Source organism: Paenibacillus vortex V453 (genome assembly GCF_000193415.1).
Taxonomy (GTDB): Bacteria; Bacillota; Bacilli; order Paenibacillales; family Paenibacillaceae; genus Paenibacillus_AQ; species Paenibacillus_AQ glucanolyticus.
The window spans coordinates 1-19,959 of sequence record NZ_ADHJ01000056.1 but is presented as its reverse complement, the minus strand read 5'-3'; the positions used below and the strand labels follow the sequence as shown (position 1 = coordinate 19,959).

The window sequence follows — 19,959 nt, the reverse complement described above, 5'->3', positions numbered from 1 at the left end:
CATCTTTATTTTTTTGCAACCTGATTTGTGCGAATCTATGATTTTTCCAACAAATTGCTAGAGTCCACGTTTATAACTCTCTCAGCCGGACATACTGATAGCATCATAGATTATTCGTTTGAGAGAGGCGGCTGGCATAGATGAAGAATTATAGTGAGACCCTCCGTATTATTGTGAAGAAAATGGTTGTGCTCTTATCCTGTATGTTTATGGTTATCATGACGTGGGAAGGACAGCAGATTGATGCATCCGTTGTTGGCGGTCCAATCCCCCAGGAATCGATTCGACTTCGCATTCTCGCGAATTCAGATAACCCGTCCGATCAGCTCGTGAAACGAGAGATTCGTGACGCGGTCGTTGAGCAAATGCAGCTCTGGGTTCTTCAGCTGGAGAATCCGCAGAGCCTTGAAGATGCCAAAGAAGTAACCCGTCAGCATCTTCCGGAAATCCGTCAGCTGGTAGGGGAAGAATTGAGAAAAAGAGGCATTACCTACAGTTATCAAGTGGAGCTTGGCGTAGTGCCGTTCCCAACCAAGCTGTACGGGGGAACGGTCTATCCGGCCGGCGACTATGATGCGCTGCGGATCACTTTAGGCGAAGGCCAAGGCCAAAACTGGTGGTGTGTTTTGTTCCCGCCGCTCTGCTTCATTGATGGCGGCAGCGGGGATGCTGCGGCACAATCCGTTGACACGGGTGTCCAAACGGCTTCTGCCGACGCTGGCCAAACGCCTCAGGAGGAAACTCCGAAGAATGCAGGCGATAGTAAACCTGAAGTTCGGTTCTTTCTGTGGGATATGTTTCTGGGGATTTGGAATTGGGTGGCGAGCCTGTTTTAAGGATTAGGAGCGGATTGATGTTCAATCCTGACGGTGTATGATAAACTTTAGTATAGAAGAGTGCTTTCTCTTTGGCGCGACTGGTTTCGATTGGAACTGGCACGGGACTGAAGAACCAAAGCACTTTTTATTTTTGAAGTAAGCGCAAAACGGAATTTGATGTTTATATATTTTATATACAGAAAGCTTGGGGTAGGTATGGAACAGAACGGAAATGACGTATTGCAACAAGGACAGCGGAATGGCGGCATCCATAATTCAGAGACAACAACCAAGGTTTGGCATGTACCAACCTCGCTCTTCCAGGAGAGCTTGAAAATGGCGGCGGAGCCGGAGCTTCAGGAAGCCGGGTTGGTGTTGGCCCAGGGCGGCACGGTGGCGTTTCCGACCGAAACGGTGTATGGCCTCGGTGCCGATGCGGGCAATACCGAAGCGGTGGAGCGCATCTTTGCCGCGAAGGGGCGTCCGGCGGACAATCCGTTGATTGTCCATATTTCGGAGCTTGCGCAGCTTGAGGGTTTGGTCCAGCATGTGAACGAAACGGAAAGGGCGCTGATGGACTCCTTTTGGCCCGGACCTTTGTCGCTGGTACTACCCGTGAAGCGGGACGCTGTGTCACCGCGTGTAACCGCTGGTCTGGATACCGTTGCTGTGCGGATGCCTGATCACAGCGTTGCGCTTGCCCTGATCAGCGCTGCAGGGCGTCCGCTTGCTGCACCGAGCGCCAACCGCTCGGGCCGGCCGAGCCCGACGCTGGCCAGCCATGTGCTGGCAGATCTCGCCGGTTACATTGACGGCGTGCTCGACGGCGGCCCTGCCGGGGTGGGCGTCGAGTCGACCGTTGTGCAGGTCGGCGAGGATGGCGCCGTGACGGTGCTCCGCCCCGGCGGCGTCACGGCCGAGCAGCTTGCCGCCGTAGCGGCAAGCGTGCGCCTCGACCCGGCGCTGCAGCGCGCCGCCGGGGAGGCGGAAGGCCCGGCGCCGCGCTCGCCGGGCATGAAGTACACGCACTACGCACCGAAGGGTGCGATGTGCGTGGTGCAGGGCCCACGTGCCGACGCCGTGTCGGCACGCATTGCGGCCGAGCTTGAGGCGGCCGCCCGGCGCGGGGAAGTGACCGGTGTGCTGTCGTTCGACGAGCACATCGGCCACTACCGCGCGGACGTTGCCGTCTCGCTCGGCAGCCTGGCCGCGCCGGAGGAAGCGGCCCGCCGGCTGTACGCCGGCCTTCGTCACTTCGATGACGAAGGCGCGACCTTCATCCTGGCCGAAGCGTGCCCGGATCGGGGCGTTGGCGCAGCCGTCATGAACCGGCTGCTGAAGGCCGCGGGACACCACATCATCAATGTAGATTGAACTCCAAGTCCTGGCACCAGTTTGTGAGTGATTCTCTCAATCCTTTCTCGTAATCTGCAAGAGAAAGGGGAGGCTTTGCCGGGATTCCCCAGTCGAATAAACGGTTTTGGAATCATTTAACCCTTGTCCGCATATGGTGTACAAGACCATGGGACTTGGGGGAATGAGCATGTTGGAGGCGTCTGTCCAATCGGGACAGCTTGCGGCGATTCTGCTGATGGCGGTTGCACTCGGGCTAGACGCATTTTCGCTTGGAATCGGAGTCGGGATGAGAAGCGGCATGCGCCTTGGCTATATGCTGGGCATTAGTTTCATGATTGCGCTGTTTCATATGCTAATGCCCCTGCTGGGTTTATTTGCCGGCCATTATGTGGGAATATTATTGGGCCACGTTACAGGGCTTGCAGCCGGTGGGCTGCTGCTCCTGCTGGGTGGACATATGATTTATAATGCCTTGCGTGGCGGAGAAGGCCAGCGAATTCATCCAACCGCCTTTTTGGCCATGCTGCTGTTTTCCCTCAGCGTCAGCATCGATTCGTTCTCGGTGGGGGTTTCGCTTGGCATGTTCGTGGATGATGTTTGGTTGATTGTGGTCTCTTTCGGTATCGTGGGCGGCTTGATGTCGATTCTCGGCTTGCTGCTGGGTCGCCAGGTAAGCGATAGGCTGGGGGAGTATGGCGAGATGCTCGGAGGACTCATTTTGGTCATCTTCGGCATCATGTTTATCATTTAACGCAATATTTGATACAATATCCCCAAAGAACCTACTAACAGGAGGAACGGGACTGTGAAAAATATACTGTTTGTTTGCACGGGAAATACTTGCCGCAGTCCAATGGCTGAAGGGATGCTGCGCAAGCTGTCCAAGCAGCGGGGAACTCCGCTGGAGATTCGTTCGGCAGGTGTATCGGCCGTGGATGGAATGCCGGTGTCCCATCACGCGGAATCGATACTTCGGGATCAGGATATCCAGGACCGCTTGGTGTCCAAACCTCTGACGGCGCAACTGGTAGAGTGGGCAGATCTGATTCTTACGTTGACCCAGTCGCATAAGCAGTATGCCATTCGTCAGTTTCCGCATGCGGCAGACAAGATGCACACGCTGAAGGAATTCGTTGAGGATGACCGCAGGGTGCTCGAAGATCTGCAGGAGCAGGATAGCCTGTATGCAACACTGGAGCTGGCCCGATCTCTCGGAAGGGATGTAAGTGACAGCGATCGCGAACGACCTGATTGAGCTGCGTCAGCGCATTCCGAGCTTTGATATTTCCGATCCGTTCGGCGGTTCGCGGGAAGAATACGAAGCGACAGCGGCCGAGATTCGGACGGCGTTATTCCGATTGCTGGACAAGCTGGAGTCCGAGCGGCATAAATAGGGCGACCCCTTTGTGTTTAGAAGCGAGCGTATAATTGGGCTAAAAAGCCGCTTGCCTTTCACCCCGTATTGATTTAAGATGAAGGTGAAAAACAAAGGATCCGGTGTAACTGGCGACGAAGTGGATGAAACCACGATGGAGCATCGGAATATACGGCCGGTCGCCTGGGCAAAGAGCATTTGGAGCACAACACGTGCGCCGACTGCTCTTTTTTCGTCTTTTGCGCGGAATTTGAGTTATAATGGAACAAGCTAAAACGCAAAAGCGAACATACGAGGGGGTTTTTCATAGATGAAAATCGCATTGGGTACGGATCATGCCGGCATTCGTCTGAAAGAGGAGATCGTGGAGGTCATTCGGGGTCTGGGACATGAGGTGGAGGATCTTGGCTGCGGCTGCTCCGATTCTGTGGATTATCCCGATTATGCGCTTCCGGTGTGCGAGAAGGTGGTCTCGGGTGAAGCGGATCGCGGCATTCTGATCTGCGGTACAGGGATTGGCATGAGTATCGCGGCCAACAAGGTGCCCGGTATCCGCTGCGCGCTGACCCATGATGTGTTCTCGGCAAAAGCGACGCGCGAACATAATGACAGCAATGTGATTGCACTGGGTGAACGCGTAGTCGGTCCCGGACTTGCAGCAGAGATCGTAAGCGCATGGCTGACAACGGATTTCAGCCAAGGCGAACGCCATGTCGGCCGCGTGAACAAGATCAAAGCCATCGAGGAGCGTTACCTGAAGAACGGATTGCGATAGTTCGTGTCGATCAGTATGTTATTCATCGCGGCTTATCGTGATGAGGGAATGAAGTGCTTCTGTGAAAAAAACATCGGGAGGACTGTGACATGACGGACATTTCTAAGATTTCCTTGAATGAACAGACAGCGGGCATTGTCCGCGAACTGGCCGAAGCGGCTGTTTTGGGCCCGGGTAAAGTTCTGGTCATCGGGGCCAGCACCAGCGAAGTGGTCGGCCGCCGGATCGGTACAGGCGGCGCGCTTGAGACTGCGCAGCAGCTTCTCCAAGGCATCGCCGAAGTTCAAGCGGAGTTCGGTTTTGCTGTGGCCTATCAATGCTGTGAGCATTTGAACCGTGCACTTGTCATGGAGCGCGATCTGCTTGAGCGGCTGCGCTTGACGGAAGTGGCGGCTGTTCCCATACCGGGAGCAGGCGGATCTATGGCTTCGGCGGCCTACCGCAGCATGAAGGAGCCTTGCCTTGCGGAATCCATTGAAGCTCATGCAGGAGTCGATATTGGCGAGACGCTGATCGGCATGCATTTGCGGCGAGTGGCGGTACCTTTCCGGCCAAGCGTGCGCTATGTTGGTGAAGCTCGCGTTACGGCTGCCTATACCCGGCCGAAGCTGATTGGCGGGGAGCGTGCGGTGTACCGGTTCGAGCAGAAGGATGATGGGGCGCAGTGCGATTGATTCGAATGAGAGCTCGCTTTTTTGTTATTTGTTATATCTGTGGTTTTAATTTGGCAACCAAAATAACGATGGATTATGGGAGGATATGAACATGATGGAACATTTGCGGAAGAATGACCCGGCTGTACTGGAAGCAATGGATTTGGAACTGAAGCGTCAACGCAGCAATATTGAGCTGATCGCCTCGGAGAATATTGTCAGCGAAGCGGTTATGGAAGCAATGGGGACCGTGCTGACGAATAAATATGCGGAAGGCTACCCTGGCAAACGCTACTACGGTGGTTGTGAGCGTGTGGATATCGTGGAGGATATCGCCCGTGACCGTGCCAAGGAATTGTTCGGTGCCGAGCATGTGAACGTGCAGCCGCATTCCGGTGCACAAGCGAACATGGCGGTGTATTTGGCTGCGCTTAAGCCTGGAGATACCGTTCTTGGCATGAACCTCGCTCATGGCGGCCATTTGACTCACGGAAGTCCTGTTAACGCTTCGGGCCTTCTGTACAACTTCGTTGCTTACGGCGTGCAAGAAGATACGTTCCTGATCGATTACGATGAAGTTCGCAAAGCGGCCTTCAAGCATCGTCCTCGCATGATCGTGGCTGGAGCAAGTGCCTACCCACGTATCATTGATTTTGAAAAACTTGCGGCCATCGCAAACGACGTTGGTGCGTTATTCATGGTCGATATGGCTCATATTGCAGGTCTTGTTGCGGCGGGTCTTCATCCGAGTCCGGTTCCACATGCTCATTTTGTTACCACCACAACGCATAAGACGCTTCGCGGGCCTCGCGGCGGTATGATTCTGTGCAAAAAAGCTTGGGCACAAGCGATCGATAAAGCGGTATTCCCGGGTTCCCAGGGCGGACCGCTGATGCATGTCATTGCTTCCAAGGCTGTGGCCCTTGGTGAAGCATTGGATCCGTCCTTCAAGACCTATGCGGAGCATGTGGTGAAGAACGCAAAAGTTCTGGCCGATACCCTGATCGAGGAAGGGCTGAACATCGTTTCCGGCGGAACCGATAACCATCTGATGCTGATTGATACCCGCAATCTGGATATCACAGGCAAGGACGCGGAGAAGGTGCTGGATTCCATCGGTATCACCGTGAACAAGAACGCCATCCCGTTCGATCCGACGAGTCCGTTTGTAACGAGCGGTATTCGCATCGGTACGCCTGCGGTAACTTCCCGCGGCATGGATGAGAAGGCGATGGTTACCATCGCGAAGGTTATTGCCATGACATTGAAGCAGCCTAAAGACGAGGCGACCCTTGAACAAGCAGGCCGTATGGTGGCTGAGCTTACAGATCAATACCCTCTCTATGCCGAAATGAAATATTAATCACAGTTTAGTCCGTTCCAGAGGCTTATGATAAGAGGACCCCGCCTGATGCAGGTGGGGTCCTTTTCCAGAGCTATAAACATTCTGGCCAGATTGCTTTGCTCATATTTTTCCAGTCAGCGACTGCGGATAGCATCAATATAGGCGAAAATGGAAAACCTAGGTCTAGCCGGTGGCGGTCCCGTCACAAGGTCGAAACAAGCGGGAAATAAACATGACCGGTGCAGGTGTCAATTGACTAGAGGGAATGATATAATAGACAGGATTTATGGAGCTCACAACGATTTATGCCCATATTGAAATAACATTTGCATTCAAACCGGAGGGACCTGACATGGGAAAATTGGTGATTTGTGATCACCCGTTGATTCAACACAAACTTACATTTATCCGCGATATGCGGACTAACACCAAAGATTTTCGCGAATTGGTAGACGAAGTCGCGACTTTGATGGCTTATGAGATTACACGGGAGGTTCCTCTTGAGTCGATATCCGTGCAGACGCCGGTAGCGGAAACGCAGGGGAAAGTCATTTCCGGCAGAATGCTCGGTCTGGTGCCGATTCTGCGCGCTGGCCTGGGTATGCTGGACGGGGTTGTAAAACTGCTCCCCGCAGCAAAGGTAGGCCATGTCGGATTGTTCCGTGACCCGGAAACGCTCCAGCCTGTCGAATATTACACGAAACTTCCAACAGACGTTACGGAGCGCGAATTAATCGTGATTGATCCGATGCTGGCGACTGGCGGCTCTGCGATCGCTGCGATCGACGTGCTGAAGAAGCGCGGCTGCACGCAGATCAAGATGATGAATCTTGTGGCTGCACCGGAAGGCGTGAAGGCCGTCCATGATGCTCATCCGGACGTGGACATCTACGTCGCTGCTCTTGACGAGGGGCTGAATGACCATGGTTATATCGTACCGGGCCTTGGCGATGCAGGGGATCGCTTGTACGGAACGAAATAGGAGACAAGCCTGAGCCATTTGTGCAACTTGAATAATGAGAATAACAAGCATGAAAAAGAGGGGTATTTTCAATCATGTCAAAAGTGAAAGTGATGACTATTTTTGGGGTCCGCCCCGAAGCGATCAAGATGGCGCCGCTTATTCTGGAGCTTCAGCGTCACCCTGAGCATATAGAATCGGTGGTTTGTGTAACTGCACAGCACCGTCAAATGCTCGATCAGGTGCTCGATGTGTTCAAGATTGTCCCGGATTATGATTTGGATGTGATGAAGGACCGCCAGACGTTGAACGAAATCACAGTTCGCGTTCTGGAGGGGCTAGAGCCTGTCCTGCGTGAGGCCAAGCCGGATATCGTGCTGGTGCATGGTGACACGCTGACAACGTTCCTGGCTAGCTATGCCGCTTTCCTGCAGCAGATACAGGTAGGCCACGTAGAGGCAGGTTTACGAACCTGGAACAAGCTGAATCCTTATCCGGAGGAGATGAACCGTCAGTTGACTGGCGTGCTTGCTGATCTTCACTTTGCGCCGACGAACTGGTCCGCCGAGAATCTCCGCAAGGAGAACAAACCGGAATCCCGCATTTATGTTACGGGTAATACGGCTACGGACGTGTTCCAATACACGGTGCGTGAAGGTTATACCCATCCGGTTCTGGACTGGGCGAAGGGCAAACGCTTGATCCTGATGACGGCGCATCGCCGCGAATCCCAAGGGGAGCCGCATCGCCAGATTTTTGAGGCAGTCAAGCGCATAGCCGACGAATTCGAGGATATCGCTATCGTCTATCCTGTGCATCCGAGCCCTGCCGTGAAGGAACCGGCTCACCGTATTTTGGGGAATCATCCGCGGATTAAGCTGATTGACCCGCTGGATGTCGTGGATATGAACAATATGTATACTCATACGCATCTCATCATTACGGATTCCGGCGGCATGCAGGAGGAAGCTCCGTCATTCGGCGTGCCGACGCTGGTGCTTCGGGATACAACGGAACGCCCGGAAGGCATTGAAGCGGGAACTTTGGAGCTGGTGGGTACCCAAGAAGAGAATGTGTACGATCGGATCAAGGTTCTTCTGACGGATCAGGAACTGTATGAGAAGATGAGCAAAGCCGCTAATCCGTATGGCGATGGACAAGCTTCGCAGCGGATTGTCAATGCGATTTTGCACCATTTCGGCATCCGAAAAAACCGTCCCGAAGAATTTCACAGAATGTTCACAAAGGCATAGTTTAGTATATTCTGATTGGCAAGGGTACAGCATACAGTTGAACTGTACGGTTACCGCGGCGTTTTGGGTAATTTAGACTGCTCAAAACGCCGTTTCTACACGGTAATTCAATAAAATCGATTCATTGACAAACTCTTGCAATATTCAGTAAAATGAGTTGGGATTAGAGGTTCATATGAAAAATCCGAAAAGTCAAGATAACCCTTGGTTGATAGCGCTATACATTAGCGGGGCGGGCGGTTTGCTTGCCGCTTACATTCTCATCGGTTTTTTTACCGGGCGTTGGCTTATGAATCAGTGGGACGGGCCCAGAGTGTGGCTTGCCATTGGTACGCTTTCGGGGCTCTTTCTAGGGATTTTGAATATCGCTCTTCTCATTAAGAAATTTCTGGGGGCGCAAAGTGAATGATTTGACAACATCCATTGTGAACGGTGTAACCAGAGTATCTATACTCTTATTATCTGTTCTATTTATGGGGTGGGCATTTTATCCGGATTATCGACCTGAGGTATCAGGACTGATACTGGGTATGGTTGGTGGCTTGTTCAACGTACGCTTCCTTTCCATTAAAGTGAGGCAGCTTGCCGATTTGGCGGTCAGTCAAGAGAGCAGACGGTTCAGCTTTGGATATGTCACGAGACTTTGCATCGCGTTCTTGATTGTAATGATGGCGGCCAAGCTTGAACAAGTGTCGCTCGGAGCGACCATCGTCGGTCTGTTCATTCCCCAATTGTTGACCATTCCAGTCAGCATTATTGTTAGCTTGAAATCTAAGAATTGATTAGCGCTAATTGGAAAGGGGTGAAAACAATTTCATGCATGATTCACCGATTATTGATTTAGGTGGGTTTCGACTTGACCTATCAGCCGTCATTATGCTGCTTGTCACGGGGATTATCGTCTTTGTACTGGCACGCTTGGCCGTTCGAAATCTATCTGTAGAAAACCCTTCCAAATTGCAAAACTTCATGGAGTGGGTCGTAGAATTTGTGCAAGGTATCGTAGCAAGTGCTATGGATTTGAAGAAAGGAAAGCCTTATATCTCATTAGGGTTGACTTTGATAACATTCATCTTTGTAGCTAACGTGCTCGGATTGCCGTTTGCTATCATCACAGATTTGCCTGCTGACTTTACAGTGTTCGGGCAAACGATTGAAGCAACGAGAGGTCTTCATGATGGCCATATGGCTCATGTTCTCTGGTGGAAATCACCGACGGCGGACATATCCGTTACAGCAGGTTTGGCGATCGTTGTATTCTTCCTTATGAATTATCTCGGTCTGAAGCTGAACCGCAAGCATTACCTAAAACACTATATTGAGCCGTTCCCGGTGTTTTTACCACTGAACATCATTGAGAACTTGGCGAAGCCAGTCGCACTGGCGATTCGTTTGTTTGCCAACATCTTTGCAGGTGAGGTACTGATTACGGTAATCCTGAAAATGGGTTACTTCGGTATTCCATTCCTGGCTGTATGGCAAGGATTCAGTATTTTTATTGGTGCATTGCAGGCGTTCATCTTTACCATAACTTGACTATGGTTTAACCATACGGCAACAAAACAACGATTCAACGAAGAAGACGCGCATTAATAAACTCGGCCGAAACGTGCCGTACATTTCGGCAATTTCGAAAGAGATATATTATATTAACCAAAAATTGAACCAATCTTAAGGAGGATATTTATCAATGGAATTTTTAGCAGCAGCTATTGCAGTAGGTTTGGGTGCACTTGGCGCAGGTTTGGGTAACGGTATGATCGTAAGTAGAACAGTAGAATCTATCGCTCGTCAACCGGAAGCTCGCGGTCCGCTCCAAACGACGATGTTTATCGGTGTTGGTATCGTCGAGGTAGTTCCACTCGCTGCTACCGTTATTGCTTTCTTGATCATGTTTTCTTAATAAGAATACTACGGTTTGGCGGGGAGGGCCGATGCCATCCGCGCCTTCGTTTTGTTAAGAACTGCACTTCGCATTAACGGAAAGGAGTGACTTCATTCAATGGTTGTACTTTGGGAGAATATTGTAATTTCAATTCTTGCATTTGGCGTTCTGTATGTGTTGCTTCATAAATTTGCTTTCGGCAAATTGTTTGCAATCATGGAGCAGCGTCGAGAATTGGTTATTAATCAAATAGACGAGGCTTCTAAGACTCGTGAACAGGCACATGTCTATGTTGAGGAGCAAAAACAGGCGCTGAATCAGGCACGACAAGAGGCACATGATATCATCGAGCGTTCAAGACAGACCAGCAACAAGCAAGCTGAGCAAATTGTTGAGCTCGCCAAGGAGGAAGCGGATCGCATCAAAGTTGATGCTCTGCGCGACATCGAAAGCGAGAAGAACAAAGCCGTTGCCGAGCTTCGCAGCGAATTGGGAAGCGTATCTGTAAGGATTGCATCCAAGCTGATTGAGCGGGAAGTAAAGAATGACAAAGCCCAAGAAGAACTGGTGGATCAATACCTTAAAGAGGTAGGAGGCAGACCATGAGCCAAAATACAGTAGCAGCCAAGCGATATGCGCGGGCGCTGTTCGAAGTGGCGGCTCAGCAGCAGAAGGGTCTGGAAGTGGAAGAGGAGTTGCGGGCTGTCGTATCTGCCATTGAAGGCGATTCCGACATTCAGAAATTCATCTCCACACCGAATATTCCCCAGTCCGTGAAGATGAACGTAATCAGCCAGGCGCTGGCAGGGAAAGTATCGCAGCCTGTATTGAACACGATTGAATTGCTTCTTGACAGAGGGCGTACAGAAATGTTCGCCGAACTGCTGAACAGTTATGTGAAGATACAAGGTGCGAGCTTAGGAATGGCGGACGCCACAGTATTCTCTACCTACCCGCTTAGCGATCAGGAAAAAGAACAGGTGGCTTCGGAATTCGGACAGTTAGCGAATCAGAATATCCGGGTTACCAATGTGGTGGACGAGAGCTTGCTCGGAGGCCTGAAAGTAATCATTGGCGACAAGCTGTATGACGGAACTCTTGCCGGGAAGCTGGAACGTCTTGAAAAGTCTTTTAATAGACGAGCATAGTAGATAGGGGTGAAAACGTTGAGTATCAGACCTGAAGAAATTAGTACTTTAATCAAAAGTCAAATTGAAGAATATAAATCCGATATCACTGTCTCTGAAGTAGGTACGGTTATTCAAGTAAGTGATGGTATTGCTCGCGTGTACGGCTTGGAGAACGCGATGTCCGGGGAACTTCTGGAGTTCCAGAACGGCGTGTTCGGTCTGGCGCTGAACCTTGAAGAGAGCAATGTCGGTGTCGTTATCCTGGGACCTTACTCCGAAATCAAGGAGGGCGATCAGGTAAAACGTACAGGACGGATCATGGAGGTTCCTGTTGGTGAAGCTCTGCTTGGACGTGTTGTTAATCCATTGGGTCAACCGCTTGACGGTAAAGGGCCAATCGAGGCAGCAGCATTCCGTCCGGTTGAGAGCAGCGCACCAGGCGTTATCGACCGTAAATCTGTTCATGAGCCGATGCAAACCGGTATTAAAGCAATCGACGCGATGGTGCCTATCGGCCGTGGACAGCGCGAGCTGATCATCGGTGACCGCCAAACAGGTAAAACCACCGTTGCGATCGATACGATCCTGAACCAAAAAGGCAGCGGCGTTAAATGTATTTATGTAGCTATCGGACAAAAGCAATCCACTGTAGCACAGGTTGTTGAAACTCTTCGCCGTCATGGTGCGCTGGAGTACACGATTGTTGTTACGGCTTCGGCTTCTGAGCCGGCTCCACTGCAGTACATCGCTCCATACGCAGGCTGCGCAATGGGTGAGTACTTCATGTACAAGGGCGAACATGCACTTATCATCTATGATGACTTGTCCAAACAAGCGGCAGCTTACCGTGAGTTGTCCTTGCTCCTCCGTCGTCCTCCGGGCCGGGAAGCTTATCCGGGTGACGTATTCTACCTGCATTCCCGCTTGCTGGAACGTGCAGCGAAGCTCAGCGATGAGCTTGGCGGTGGTTCATTAACCGCACTGCCATTTATTGAAACACAGGCTTCTGACGTATCTGCTTACATTCCAACCAACGTAATCTCGATTACGGATGGACAGATCTTCCTGGAGTCCGAGTTGTTCTACTCCGGTCAGCGTCCAGCGATTAACGTCGGTATTTCGGTATCTCGTGTCGGTGGTTCCGCGCAGATCAAAGCGATGAAAAAGGTTGCAGGCGGCATGAAGCTGGATCTTGCGCAATATCGTGAGCTCCAGGCTTTCTCCCAGTTTGGATCCGATTTGGATAAATCAACCTTGGCTCGCTTGAATCGTGGTGCAAGATTGATGGAAATCCTGAAGCAGGGTGTGAACCAGCCGTTGTCCGTTGAACAACAGGTGGTTAGCTTGTACGCAGCTGTTAAAGGATATATTGATGATATCGAGGTTGCAGACGTGCGTCGTTTCGAGAGCGAATTCCTCGCGTTTATTGGTAGCAATAAGCCGGAAATTCTTCAATCTATTACGGATACGAAGGATCTGACGTCCGATAACGAGAATGCATTGAAAGCAGCTATTGATCAATTTAAGAAGGGCTTTGCCACTTCGGTTTAAGTTCCTTAAGGCAAGTTAATAGGAGGGGAGCCGGGTTATGCCCGGCATTCCTCTTTCATCATATGGAATGTAGCTTTGGCTGTGACCAAAGTGGTATTACTAAAGGTGTGGCTTTGGTCCTAGCCAAAGCTTGGTCTACGCGTACGGAGTAACTTTGGCTGTACCCGAAGTTATGCGTTGCTTACGAAGTCAGCTTTGGCTTCGCCAAAGCTAGGCTTATGCTTACGAAGTAACTTTGGCTTTGCCAAAGTTTAAGGTGGTGAAAACATGGCAAGAGGATTACGTGATATTAAGCGGCAGATCAAGAGTGTTCAGAACACCAGGCAGATCACCAAGGCGATGGAAATGGTTGCGGCTGCCAAGCTGAGAAGAGCTCAAGAGAAGGCAACCTCTGCGCTTCCATATTCTGAGAAGCTAAAAGAGGTGGTCGGCAGCATCGCTGCTGGAACCAATGGAATCAGCCATCCTATGCTGGAGAAGCGTGAAGTGAAGAAAACCGGCTATCTGGTTATCACTTCGGACCGTGGTCTTGCGGGTGCATCAAACTCCAACATTTTGCGTAAAGTATCGAATTTCATCGCAGAACGCCATCAGTCCAAGGACGAGTATTGCCTGTTTGTAATCGGACGCAAAGGGCGGGATTATTTCCGCCGTCGTGGACTTCCGGTTGTTGAGGAGCTCACCGATCTATCCGACAGTCCGACCTATGCAGATATTAAGACCATCGCTAACGCGGCGGTTCATCAATATGAGCTGGGTCAGATTGATGAGTTATACGTGTGTTATAACCAATTCGTGAATGCCTTGACTCAGATCCAAGAGGTTTCCAAGCTGCTACCGATGGAGAACATTGGTGGTGGGAACATGACGCAATATGAGTATGAGCCGTCTGCTGAGGGCGTGCTTGAGGTTCTTCTTCCGAAATATGCAGAAACGTTGATTTTCAGTGCGATGCTGAATGCCAAGGCCAGTGAGCTTGGTGCGAAAATGACGGCTATGGGAGCAGCAACGAAGAATGCGAGCAAGATGATCAATGAGCTCAACCTCACATACAACCGTGCTCGTCAGGCTGCCATAACGCAGGAAATTTCCGAGATTGTGGGCGGAGCTAACGCTCAGCAATAATGCACGATGGAATTCTTAACTTAGTATTTAACGGATATGCGGCAATGTCATGAGCCGCTTTTACGATCATCGTTCACCGCTAGAGGTGAGCGGGTAGGAGGGAAAACGAATCAATGAAAAAAGGACGCGTTGTCAGCATTACAGGTGCTGTAGTTGACATTGAATTTGAACGCGGTCATCTTCCCGAGATTTTTAATGCTGTCAAGATTGAAGCAACGCTGGAAGGCGGCCGCTCGGTTGATTTGACTTTGGAAGTATCCAATCATTTGGGTGATAATCTGGTTCGTTGTATCGCGATGTCATCCACTGACGGTCTCATTCGCGGTATCGAAGCTGTGGATTTGGGTAGACCGATCACGGTTCCTGTAGGTTCCGCTACACTTGGCCGCGTATTTAATGTATTGGGTGAGCCGATCGATAATGCAGGTGACGTTGTATCCGAAATTAATAACCCGATCCACCGTGAAGCTCCTCCATACGATGAGCTTTCCACGCAAGCAGAAATGCTTGAAACGGGTATCAAAGTAATCGACTTGCTTGCTCCATACCAAAAAGGCGGAAAAATCGGTCTCTTTGGTGGTGCGGGCGTAGGTAAAACCGTTGCGATCCAGGAATTGATCAACAATATCGCACAAGAGCACGGCGGTATCTCCGTATTCGCAGGCGTAGGTGAGCGTACTCGTGAGGGTAATGACCTTTACCACGAGATGAGCGATTCCGGCGTTATTAATAAAACCGCGATGGTATTCGGTCAAATGAACGAGCCTCCGGGTGCCCGTCTTCGCGTAGCGTTGACCGGTTTGACAATGGCGGAATATTTCCGTGATCAAGAAGGTAAAGACGTGCTTCTCTTTATCGACAACATCTTCCGCTTTACTCAAGCGGGTTCCGAAGTATCTGCCCTTCTGGGCCGCATGCCTTCCGCGGTAGGTTACCAGCCAACGCTGGCATCCGAAATGGGACGTCTGCAAGAGCGGATTACCTCTACCAAAAAAGGTTCTGTAACATCCATCCAGGCTATCTATGTACCGGCGGATGACTATACGGATCCAGCTCCGGCTACAACGTTTGCTCACTTGGATGCAACGACCAACCTGGAGCGTAAAATTTCCGAGATGGGTATCTATCCTGCGGTAGATCCACTTGCATCAAGCTCCCGGATTTTGGCTCCTGAAATTGTGGGTGAAGAGCATTACAATGTTGCTCAAGGCGTTAAGAAAATTCTTGCTCGTTACAACGAGCTTCAAGATATCATCGCAATCCTTGGTATGGACGAGTTGAGTGAGGAAGATAAAGCAATTGTTGGACGTGCTCGTCGTGTTCAACGTTTCTTGTCCCAAGCTTTCCACGTTGCCGAGCAGTTCAACGGCATTCCGGGTAAATACGTACCGGTTAAAGAAACCGTACGCAGCTTTAAAGAGATCCTGGAAGGCAAGCACGACCACCTTCCGGAAGCGGCTTTCCTGTTCGTAGGTACGATTGAAGAGGCAGTTGAAAAAGCAAAAACATTGTAAGCTGACGCTCCGTGATCAGCAGACCGAGACAGTGCCCAGAACGGGACTGTGAGGTCTGCTGCGCGAGTTTTCTGCGGAAAACGGTGAGGAGGGATGGAAGTGAGCACCATTTTGTTGGAAATCGTAACGCCGGACCGCCTGGTCTACTCCGAGCAGGTGAACAGTGTTACGGTGCGTGGGGTCGAGGGAGAACTGGGCATCTTGCCTGGTCATATTTCCTTCGTTACACCGCTTCAGATAGCGCCAGTTTATGTGAAGATCGGCAACGAGAGAACCCCGTTTGCGGTACAAGGCGGTTTCGTCGAAGTCCGTAAAGATAAGATTGTCATCCTGGCGGAAAGCGCAGAGAGAGCGGGAGAAATCGATCTGGAGCGTGCGGAAGCCGCGAAGGAAAGAGCGGAAACTCGCCTGAATGCGAAGGGAAGACAGGACGAAGTTGATCATCGTCGCGCGGAATTGGCCCTGCAAAGAGCCATGAACCGGATCAAGATCTCCAATTAATCATAAGGCAGCTCGATGCTATAATAGCAGCGGGCTGTTTTTTTATTCCTGAGAAGCATCCAATGAAATGAAGAATAACCGGGAATGGGGAGGCAAATCTATGAAACAGGCGTTTATCATACGCTGTTAACTATCGCTTTTAATAGATTCGTTACATATGATGTAGTATTAAAGAGAGAAGGGAGGTCATCCCTATGGCTATACTGCTTCCGGAACAAATCTTCTCCTTGGCTCCCAGTGTCGGCAAATCTTTCTATGAACATCAAGCTGGTGTCGATGCTTCTGTTACGATTAGCAATTTTTCGGACGAACCTATATCTTTGGTCATCACCCGGGTCGGAGCTCCTGCATTAACCTATGTAATAGAAGCCCATGACCGACGAGTGTTTAGCATCGAGTTATTGCAGATGGCCGCACTGTTAACCGGCTCGTCAGCTGCTTACGGAACGATTGTTGTGGCAACGACGGAATAGTGTCAGGGGAGTTGAAGTAGGAGTGAGATAGGTTTATTATGCCTGGACTATATTTTGGAGTCCGGGTATTTTTTTGATATTGGAGTGGTATAAATAGAAGTCTAAGGAAGATTTTATGGGATTAGAGCAAGGAATTGTAATAATTTGGAGAGAAAATGTTGGAAATATTGGCTTCATATAATAGTGTGTAAACGCTCAAATATAGAAGATGTGGACAAGACTTTATTATTTCCGAGGAAATGTGGCTAGAAAGTGCTGGATTCTTAGCCTCCAGCCAAGTATTATAGAAGAGTCGGTCCTGAATAGGGCATGATAAATATATGTAGGGGGAGGGAATATGAACCAGGATTTATCTAATTCCATCAGTGCAGTCGGTGTCAATGGATTACTCTCCATTGTCATTTCACTGATCTGTATCGCACTGGCTTGGTGGGCACTGCAGCAAGTAAAGCTGGATTTGGTTGTCCGCCATCCCAAAGGACCACAGGGTAAGCTGTTGCATTTACTGCTGGCTGTGGTGCTTGGACGATTCGTTGCTGAATTCCTAATTGACTATATTACATGGAGTCAAATGATCCGATATATGTTTTAGCACGGGTATGGCTGTAAGTTCGTACATTACACAAGGGGTATGCAGCAAGGCGTCTTTTAAAGAAAGCTGTTGCATGATCTGTATGTTTGGCGATATTTTACTCGTCTGTTTTAATTATTGTATGATTGGTTATATCACTGTTAGGTTGCTTGAAATAAGATGTCGAATAAACGCATTTTATTATGTTAACACTGAGATTAAGGACTTGATCGGGCGGACGGTGACTTCCGGACTATAATGTTCACCCGGTAATTGTTATGCATTGACAAGAGCTGGTCGGTCATGGTACCTTTCGTAGGTCCATACTGCGGATAACAGATGTTTCACATAAGGTGGCATTATGGATGTCCGGTTCCTGGTGTAGACACCATATCAGATGTCATAAATAGTTCAAAAATCGCTTGTTTGGCGGAAATCACTAATGTTAAGATGAAAGTTAGGGAATTAGCAACAACTAAAACGAACACAAGCATATCAGGAAAATTATGGACGCGGAGGGAAACCATGATGAGCAAATTTATCGTCCGCGGTGGCAAAAGACTGACCGGAAGCGTCAAAGTCAGCGGAGCAAAAAATTCAGTTCTTCCGATCATCGCTGCCTCTCTACTAGGGGAAGTTGGGGAAAGTGTTATCATTGACGCACCTCCTCTTGACGATGTAATTACAATCAGTAAAGTATTGGAGTCGCTTGGTGCGGGCATTACATATCAAGATGAAGTGATACGTGTGAATGCAGAGCACATAACGACATGTGAAGCGCCTTATGAATGGGTGCGGAAGATGCGAGCGTCTTTTCTGGTCATGGGACCTTTATTGGCACGTTGTGGACGAACCCGGATTTCACTTCCAGGGGGATGTGCTATCGGCACGAGACCTATTGATCAACACCTAAAAGGATTTGAAGCTCTCGGGGCGGAGATTAGCCTCGGACAAGGATATATTGAAGCGAAGAGCAACGGCAGATTGCGTGGAGCGAAGGTCTACTTGGACGTCGCAAGCGTTGGTGCTACCGAAAATATTATGATGGCTGCTACATTGGCTGAAGGGGTTACGGTAATCGAAAATGCGGCAAAAGAGCCGGAAATTGTCGATTTAGCGAATTACCTGAATGCCATGGGTGCCAAAGTTCGCGGTGCGGGCACAGGTGTAATCCGCATTGAGGGCGTTGAGAAGATGCATGGCGTCGAGCATAATGTGATTCCAGACCGGATTGAAGCAGGTACCTTTATGGCGGCTGCAGCGATCACAGGCGGAGATGTTTATGTAGAAGGTGCCATTGCCGATCATCTCGGACCTGTCATTTCCAAGATGGAAGAGATGGGGATTACTATTGAACCGGATGAGAATGGGATTCGCGTTATCGCTGACAAACCTTTGAAGTCGGTTGATGTTAAAACATTGCCATACCCTGGATTCCCAACTGACATGCAATCGCAGATGATGGCGCTCTTGCTGGTGTCGGAAGGTACAAGTGTGGTTACAGAAACGGTATTCGAGAACCGCTTCATGCATGTGGATGAATTCCAGCTGATGAATGCGGAGATTAAAGTCGAAGGACGTTCTGCCATCGTAACTGGTGGCGCCGAGCTTAAGGGAGCCAAGGTAACTGCAACCGATCTGCGTGCAGGAGCTGCTTTAATATTGGCAGGGCTTGTATCTGAGGGTACGACTGAAGTTGGTGGTGTGCAGCATATTGATCGGGGGTATGTTCATTTAGCGGAAAAGCTGTCTGGACTGGGTGCGGATATCTGGCGCATTTCGACGGAAGATCAGAGTACGGAGAAGGTTTCGAAGAAAGTGGCAAGCGAAACCGAAGACGCGAAACTGTTTAAAGTCCAACCCACTTGGGTATAATACGTACGATTGTTATCCATCTTTACAGGATGGACAGGATAGAATGAATAAGAAGTGGCTTCGCTGTTAATTGCGAAGCCACTTCTTTTGGTATGGGCACACGGTTGACGTGAATTCTCTTATATAAAGATTACAGAACCATGAGAGGGCAGAATCTATTTGCTAACTGGCTTGCAGCCTTCGATGTCTTTTCCTCCTTTCTCTTAGAAGGGTTCTATCAAATGCCGGTATCTCATAAGTATAAGTAGAGCATGACGGAAATGAGAGTAATCCGGCACATACCAGGGGAGAAGGCACAGGAGGGAAAAACAAATGAAAGATTCTAAGGTTCGGGTGAAGGTGGGCATTGCAGGGAAAGAACGAGCAATGGATCCGAAGACCACCCCGGAGGAAGGGGCAACTGGGCAACCCTATCAAGTTCCAGCGGAAGGGTCGGCGGCTCCCGTGTTGAAATGGGAATTTCCCGGAGAACTTGAGAAGACATCCAAATTCGACAAAGCACATAACCATGATTCGATATCGGACAAAAAAGAATCGGAGCCCGGGCCGCGCGGGCACCGCGGCCCGGCGAGAGGGCCGGACGCCTTCGGCCAGTCCGGCCATGGCCCGCGGGCGGCGCATACGCCGCCGCCCGACCGCCCCGCTGGCGCCCCTGCGCATGGCGCCGCGCCAGCCCCCGGCGGGCCAGCGGCCATGCCGCAGGGCCCGCACCCCGCGCCTGAGCCGCAGCGCTATGCGCAGGCGGCTGCGGGCCGCGCACCGCGCGGAGGCCGCACGTTCCGTGTGCGGCCCGCGCGC

Annotated in this window: 21 protein-coding genes, 1 pseudogene and 1 riboswitch; all 22 genes and pseudogenes read left to right on the top strand. The window is 50.5% G+C overall.

Annotated features, from left to right (window positions below):
• The first annotated feature begins 140 nt into the window (after positions 1 to 140).
• The 22 genes and pseudogenes from spoIIR to murA all read left to right on the top strand — a co-directional run bounded on the left by spoIIR (position 141) and on the right by murA (position 19,161).
• Positions 141 to 836 (top strand): stage II sporulation protein R, encoded by a 696-nt coding sequence (gene spoIIR, locus PVOR_RS28825; protein ID WP_006213111.1) that lies wholly within the window; start codon positions 141 to 143, stop codon positions 834 to 836.
• A 198-nt stretch (positions 837 to 1,034) separates the two neighbouring features.
• Positions 1,035 to 2,192: an L-threonylcarbamoyladenylate synthase gene (locus tag PVOR_RS28820; protein ID WP_006213110.1), complete on the top strand. Its 1,158-nt coding sequence runs from the start codon at positions 1,035 to 1,037 to the stop codon at positions 2,190 to 2,192.
• 169 nt (positions 2,193 to 2,361) lie between these two features.
• Positions 2,362 to 2,925 carry a manganese efflux pump MntP gene (locus PVOR_RS28815; RefSeq protein ID WP_006213109.1) on the top strand — a complete coding sequence of 188 codons (564 nt, stop codon included), beginning with the start codon at positions 2,362 to 2,364 and terminating at the stop codon, positions 2,923 to 2,925.
• A gap of 54 nt (positions 2,926 to 2,979) precedes the next feature.
• Positions 2,980 to 3,568 (top strand): annotated as a pseudogene (locus tag PVOR_RS28810) (low molecular weight protein arginine phosphatase).
• Positions 3,569 to 3,663: 95 nt separating this feature from the next.
• Positions 3,664 to 3,745: riboswitch (ZMP/ZTP riboswitch) on the top strand.
• 114 nt (positions 3,746 to 3,859) lie between these two features.
• A complete protein-coding gene (gene rpiB, locus PVOR_RS28805) occupies positions 3,860 to 4,324 on the top strand; it encodes a ribose 5-phosphate isomerase B (protein WP_006213106.1) in 465 nt (154 codons plus the stop codon).
• Between the two features lie 89 nt (positions 4,325 to 4,413).
• Positions 4,414 to 4,998, top strand: a complete 585-nt coding sequence (locus PVOR_RS28800; RefSeq protein WP_006213105.1) for a TIGR01440 family protein — start codon at positions 4,414 to 4,416, stop codon at positions 4,996 to 4,998.
• Positions 4,999 to 5,089: 91 nt separating this feature from the next.
• Entirely contained in the window at positions 5,090 to 6,340 is a 1,251-nt protein-coding gene (gene glyA / locus PVOR_RS28795; RefSeq protein WP_006213104.1) for a serine hydroxymethyltransferase, read from the top strand.
• A gap of 334 nt (positions 6,341 to 6,674) precedes the next feature.
• The gene (upp, locus tag PVOR_RS28790) at positions 6,675 to 7,304 is read left to right on the top strand and encodes a uracil phosphoribosyltransferase (RefSeq protein ID WP_006213103.1); all 630 of its coding nucleotides are present in this window, start codon (positions 6,675 to 6,677) and stop codon (positions 7,302 to 7,304) included.
• A 74-nt stretch (positions 7,305 to 7,378) separates the two neighbouring features.
• Positions 7,379 to 8,536 (top strand): non-hydrolyzing UDP-N-acetylglucosamine 2-epimerase, encoded by a 1,158-nt coding sequence (gene wecB, locus PVOR_RS28785; protein WP_006213102.1) that lies wholly within the window; start codon positions 7,379 to 7,381, stop codon positions 8,534 to 8,536.
• 175 nt (positions 8,537 to 8,711) lie between these two features.
• Positions 8,712 to 8,945: an AtpZ/AtpI family protein gene (locus tag PVOR_RS28780; protein ID WP_006213101.1), complete on the top strand. Its 234-nt coding sequence runs from the start codon at positions 8,712 to 8,714 to the stop codon at positions 8,943 to 8,945.
• Entirely contained in the window at positions 8,938 to 9,318 is a 381-nt protein-coding gene (locus PVOR_RS28775) for an ATP synthase subunit I (RefSeq protein ID WP_006213100.1), read from the top strand. Before PVOR_RS28780 ends, PVOR_RS28775 begins: the two co-directional genes overlap by 8 nt.
• Positions 9,319 to 9,352: 34 nt before the next feature.
• On the top strand, positions 9,353 to 10,072 hold the full coding sequence (gene atpB / locus PVOR_RS28770; RefSeq protein WP_006213099.1) for a F0F1 ATP synthase subunit A: 720 nt from the start codon (positions 9,353 to 9,355) through the stop codon (positions 10,070 to 10,072).
• A 154-nt stretch (positions 10,073 to 10,226) separates the two neighbouring features.
• The gene (gene atpE / locus PVOR_RS28765; protein ID WP_006213098.1) at positions 10,227 to 10,439 is read left to right on the top strand and encodes a F0F1 ATP synthase subunit C; all 213 of its coding nucleotides are present in this window, start codon (positions 10,227 to 10,229) and stop codon (positions 10,437 to 10,439) included.
• 99 nt (positions 10,440 to 10,538) lie between these two features.
• A complete protein-coding gene (gene atpF / locus PVOR_RS28760; protein ID WP_006213097.1) occupies positions 10,539 to 11,027 on the top strand; it encodes a F0F1 ATP synthase subunit B in 489 nt (162 codons plus the stop codon).
• Positions 11,024 to 11,569 (top strand): F0F1 ATP synthase subunit delta, encoded by a 546-nt coding sequence (locus PVOR_RS28755; protein WP_006213096.1) that lies wholly within the window; start codon positions 11,024 to 11,026, stop codon positions 11,567 to 11,569. The genes atpF and PVOR_RS28755 overlap by 4 nt, the downstream gene beginning before the upstream one ends.
• 18 nt (positions 11,570 to 11,587) lie before the next feature.
• Complete coding sequence (gene atpA, locus PVOR_RS28750; RefSeq protein ID WP_006213095.1) at positions 11,588 to 13,102, top strand: F0F1 ATP synthase subunit alpha; 1,515 nt, start codon at positions 11,588 to 11,590, stop codon at positions 13,100 to 13,102.
• Positions 13,103 to 13,369: 267 nt separating this feature from the next.
• Positions 13,370 to 14,227: an ATP synthase F1 subunit gamma gene (gene atpG / locus PVOR_RS28745; protein WP_006213093.1), complete on the top strand. Its 858-nt coding sequence runs from the start codon at positions 13,370 to 13,372 to the stop codon at positions 14,225 to 14,227.
• Between the two features lie 113 nt (positions 14,228 to 14,340).
• The gene (atpD, locus tag PVOR_RS28740; protein WP_006213092.1) at positions 14,341 to 15,741 is read left to right on the top strand and encodes a F0F1 ATP synthase subunit beta; all 1,401 of its coding nucleotides are present in this window, start codon (positions 14,341 to 14,343) and stop codon (positions 15,739 to 15,741) included.
• 99 nt (positions 15,742 to 15,840) lie between these two features.
• Positions 15,841 to 16,242, top strand: a complete 402-nt coding sequence (locus tag PVOR_RS28735) for a F0F1 ATP synthase subunit epsilon (protein ID WP_036639978.1) — start codon at positions 15,841 to 15,843, stop codon at positions 16,240 to 16,242.
• Between the two features lie 194 nt (positions 16,243 to 16,436).
• Positions 16,437 to 16,715: a hypothetical protein gene (locus tag PVOR_RS28730; protein ID WP_006213090.1), complete on the top strand. Its 279-nt coding sequence runs from the start codon at positions 16,437 to 16,439 to the stop codon at positions 16,713 to 16,715.
• A 337-nt stretch (positions 16,716 to 17,052) separates the two neighbouring features.
• On the top strand, positions 17,053 to 17,307 hold the full coding sequence (locus PVOR_RS28725; protein ID WP_006213089.1) for a DUF1146 family protein: 255 nt from the start codon (positions 17,053 to 17,055) through the stop codon (positions 17,305 to 17,307).
• Positions 17,308 to 17,814: 507 nt separating this feature from the next.
• Positions 17,815 to 19,161, top strand: a complete 1,347-nt coding sequence (gene murA, locus PVOR_RS28720) for a UDP-N-acetylglucosamine 1-carboxyvinyltransferase (protein ID WP_006213088.1) — start codon at positions 17,815 to 17,817, stop codon at positions 19,159 to 19,161.
• Positions 19,162 to 19,959: the final 798 nt, after the last annotated feature.

Excerpts from the sequence above, each read along its gene's own strand:
- spoIIR (WP_006213111.1), top strand. The coding sequence starts at position 141 with ATGAAGAATTATAGTGAGACCCTCCGTATTATTGTGAAGAAAATGGTT.
- PVOR_RS28820 (WP_006213110.1), top strand. The coding sequence starts at position 1,035 with ATGGAACAGAACGGAAATGACGTATTGCAACAAGGACAGCGGAATGGC.
- PVOR_RS28815 (WP_006213109.1), top strand. The coding sequence starts at position 2,362 with ATGTTGGAGGCGTCTGTCCAATCGGGACAGCTTGCGGCGATTCTGCTG.
- rpiB (WP_006213106.1), top strand. The coding sequence starts at position 3,860 with ATGAAAATCGCATTGGGTACGGATCATGCCGGCATTCGTCTGAAAGAG.
- PVOR_RS28800 (WP_006213105.1), top strand. The coding sequence starts at position 4,414 with ATGACGGACATTTCTAAGATTTCCTTGAATGAACAGACAGCGGGCATT.
- glyA (WP_006213104.1), top strand. The coding sequence starts at position 5,090 with ATGATGGAACATTTGCGGAAGAATGACCCGGCTGTACTGGAAGCAATG.
- upp (WP_006213103.1), top strand. The coding sequence starts at position 6,675 with ATGGGAAAATTGGTGATTTGTGATCACCCGTTGATTCAACACAAACTT.
- wecB (WP_006213102.1), top strand. The coding sequence starts at position 7,379 with ATGTCAAAAGTGAAAGTGATGACTATTTTTGGGGTCCGCCCCGAAGCG.
- PVOR_RS28780 (WP_006213101.1), top strand. The coding sequence starts at position 8,712 with ATGAAAAATCCGAAAAGTCAAGATAACCCTTGGTTGATAGCGCTATAC.
- atpB (WP_006213099.1), top strand. The coding sequence starts at position 9,353 with ATGCATGATTCACCGATTATTGATTTAGGTGGGTTTCGACTTGACCTA.
- atpE (WP_006213098.1), top strand. The coding sequence starts at position 10,227 with ATGGAATTTTTAGCAGCAGCTATTGCAGTAGGTTTGGGTGCACTTGGC.
- atpF (WP_006213097.1), top strand. The coding sequence starts at position 10,539 with ATGGTTGTACTTTGGGAGAATATTGTAATTTCAATTCTTGCATTTGGC.
- PVOR_RS28755 (WP_006213096.1), top strand. The coding sequence starts at position 11,024 with ATGAGCCAAAATACAGTAGCAGCCAAGCGATATGCGCGGGCGCTGTTC.
- atpG (WP_006213093.1), top strand. The coding sequence starts at position 13,370 with ATGGCAAGAGGATTACGTGATATTAAGCGGCAGATCAAGAGTGTTCAG.
- atpD (WP_006213092.1), top strand. The coding sequence starts at position 14,341 with ATGAAAAAAGGACGCGTTGTCAGCATTACAGGTGCTGTAGTTGACATT.
- PVOR_RS28730 (WP_006213090.1), top strand. The coding sequence starts at position 16,437 with ATGGCTATACTGCTTCCGGAACAAATCTTCTCCTTGGCTCCCAGTGTC.
- PVOR_RS28725 (WP_006213089.1), top strand. The coding sequence starts at position 17,053 with ATGAACCAGGATTTATCTAATTCCATCAGTGCAGTCGGTGTCAATGGA.
- murA (WP_006213088.1), top strand. The coding sequence starts at position 17,815 with ATGAGCAAATTTATCGTCCGCGGTGGCAAAAGACTGACCGGAAGCGTC.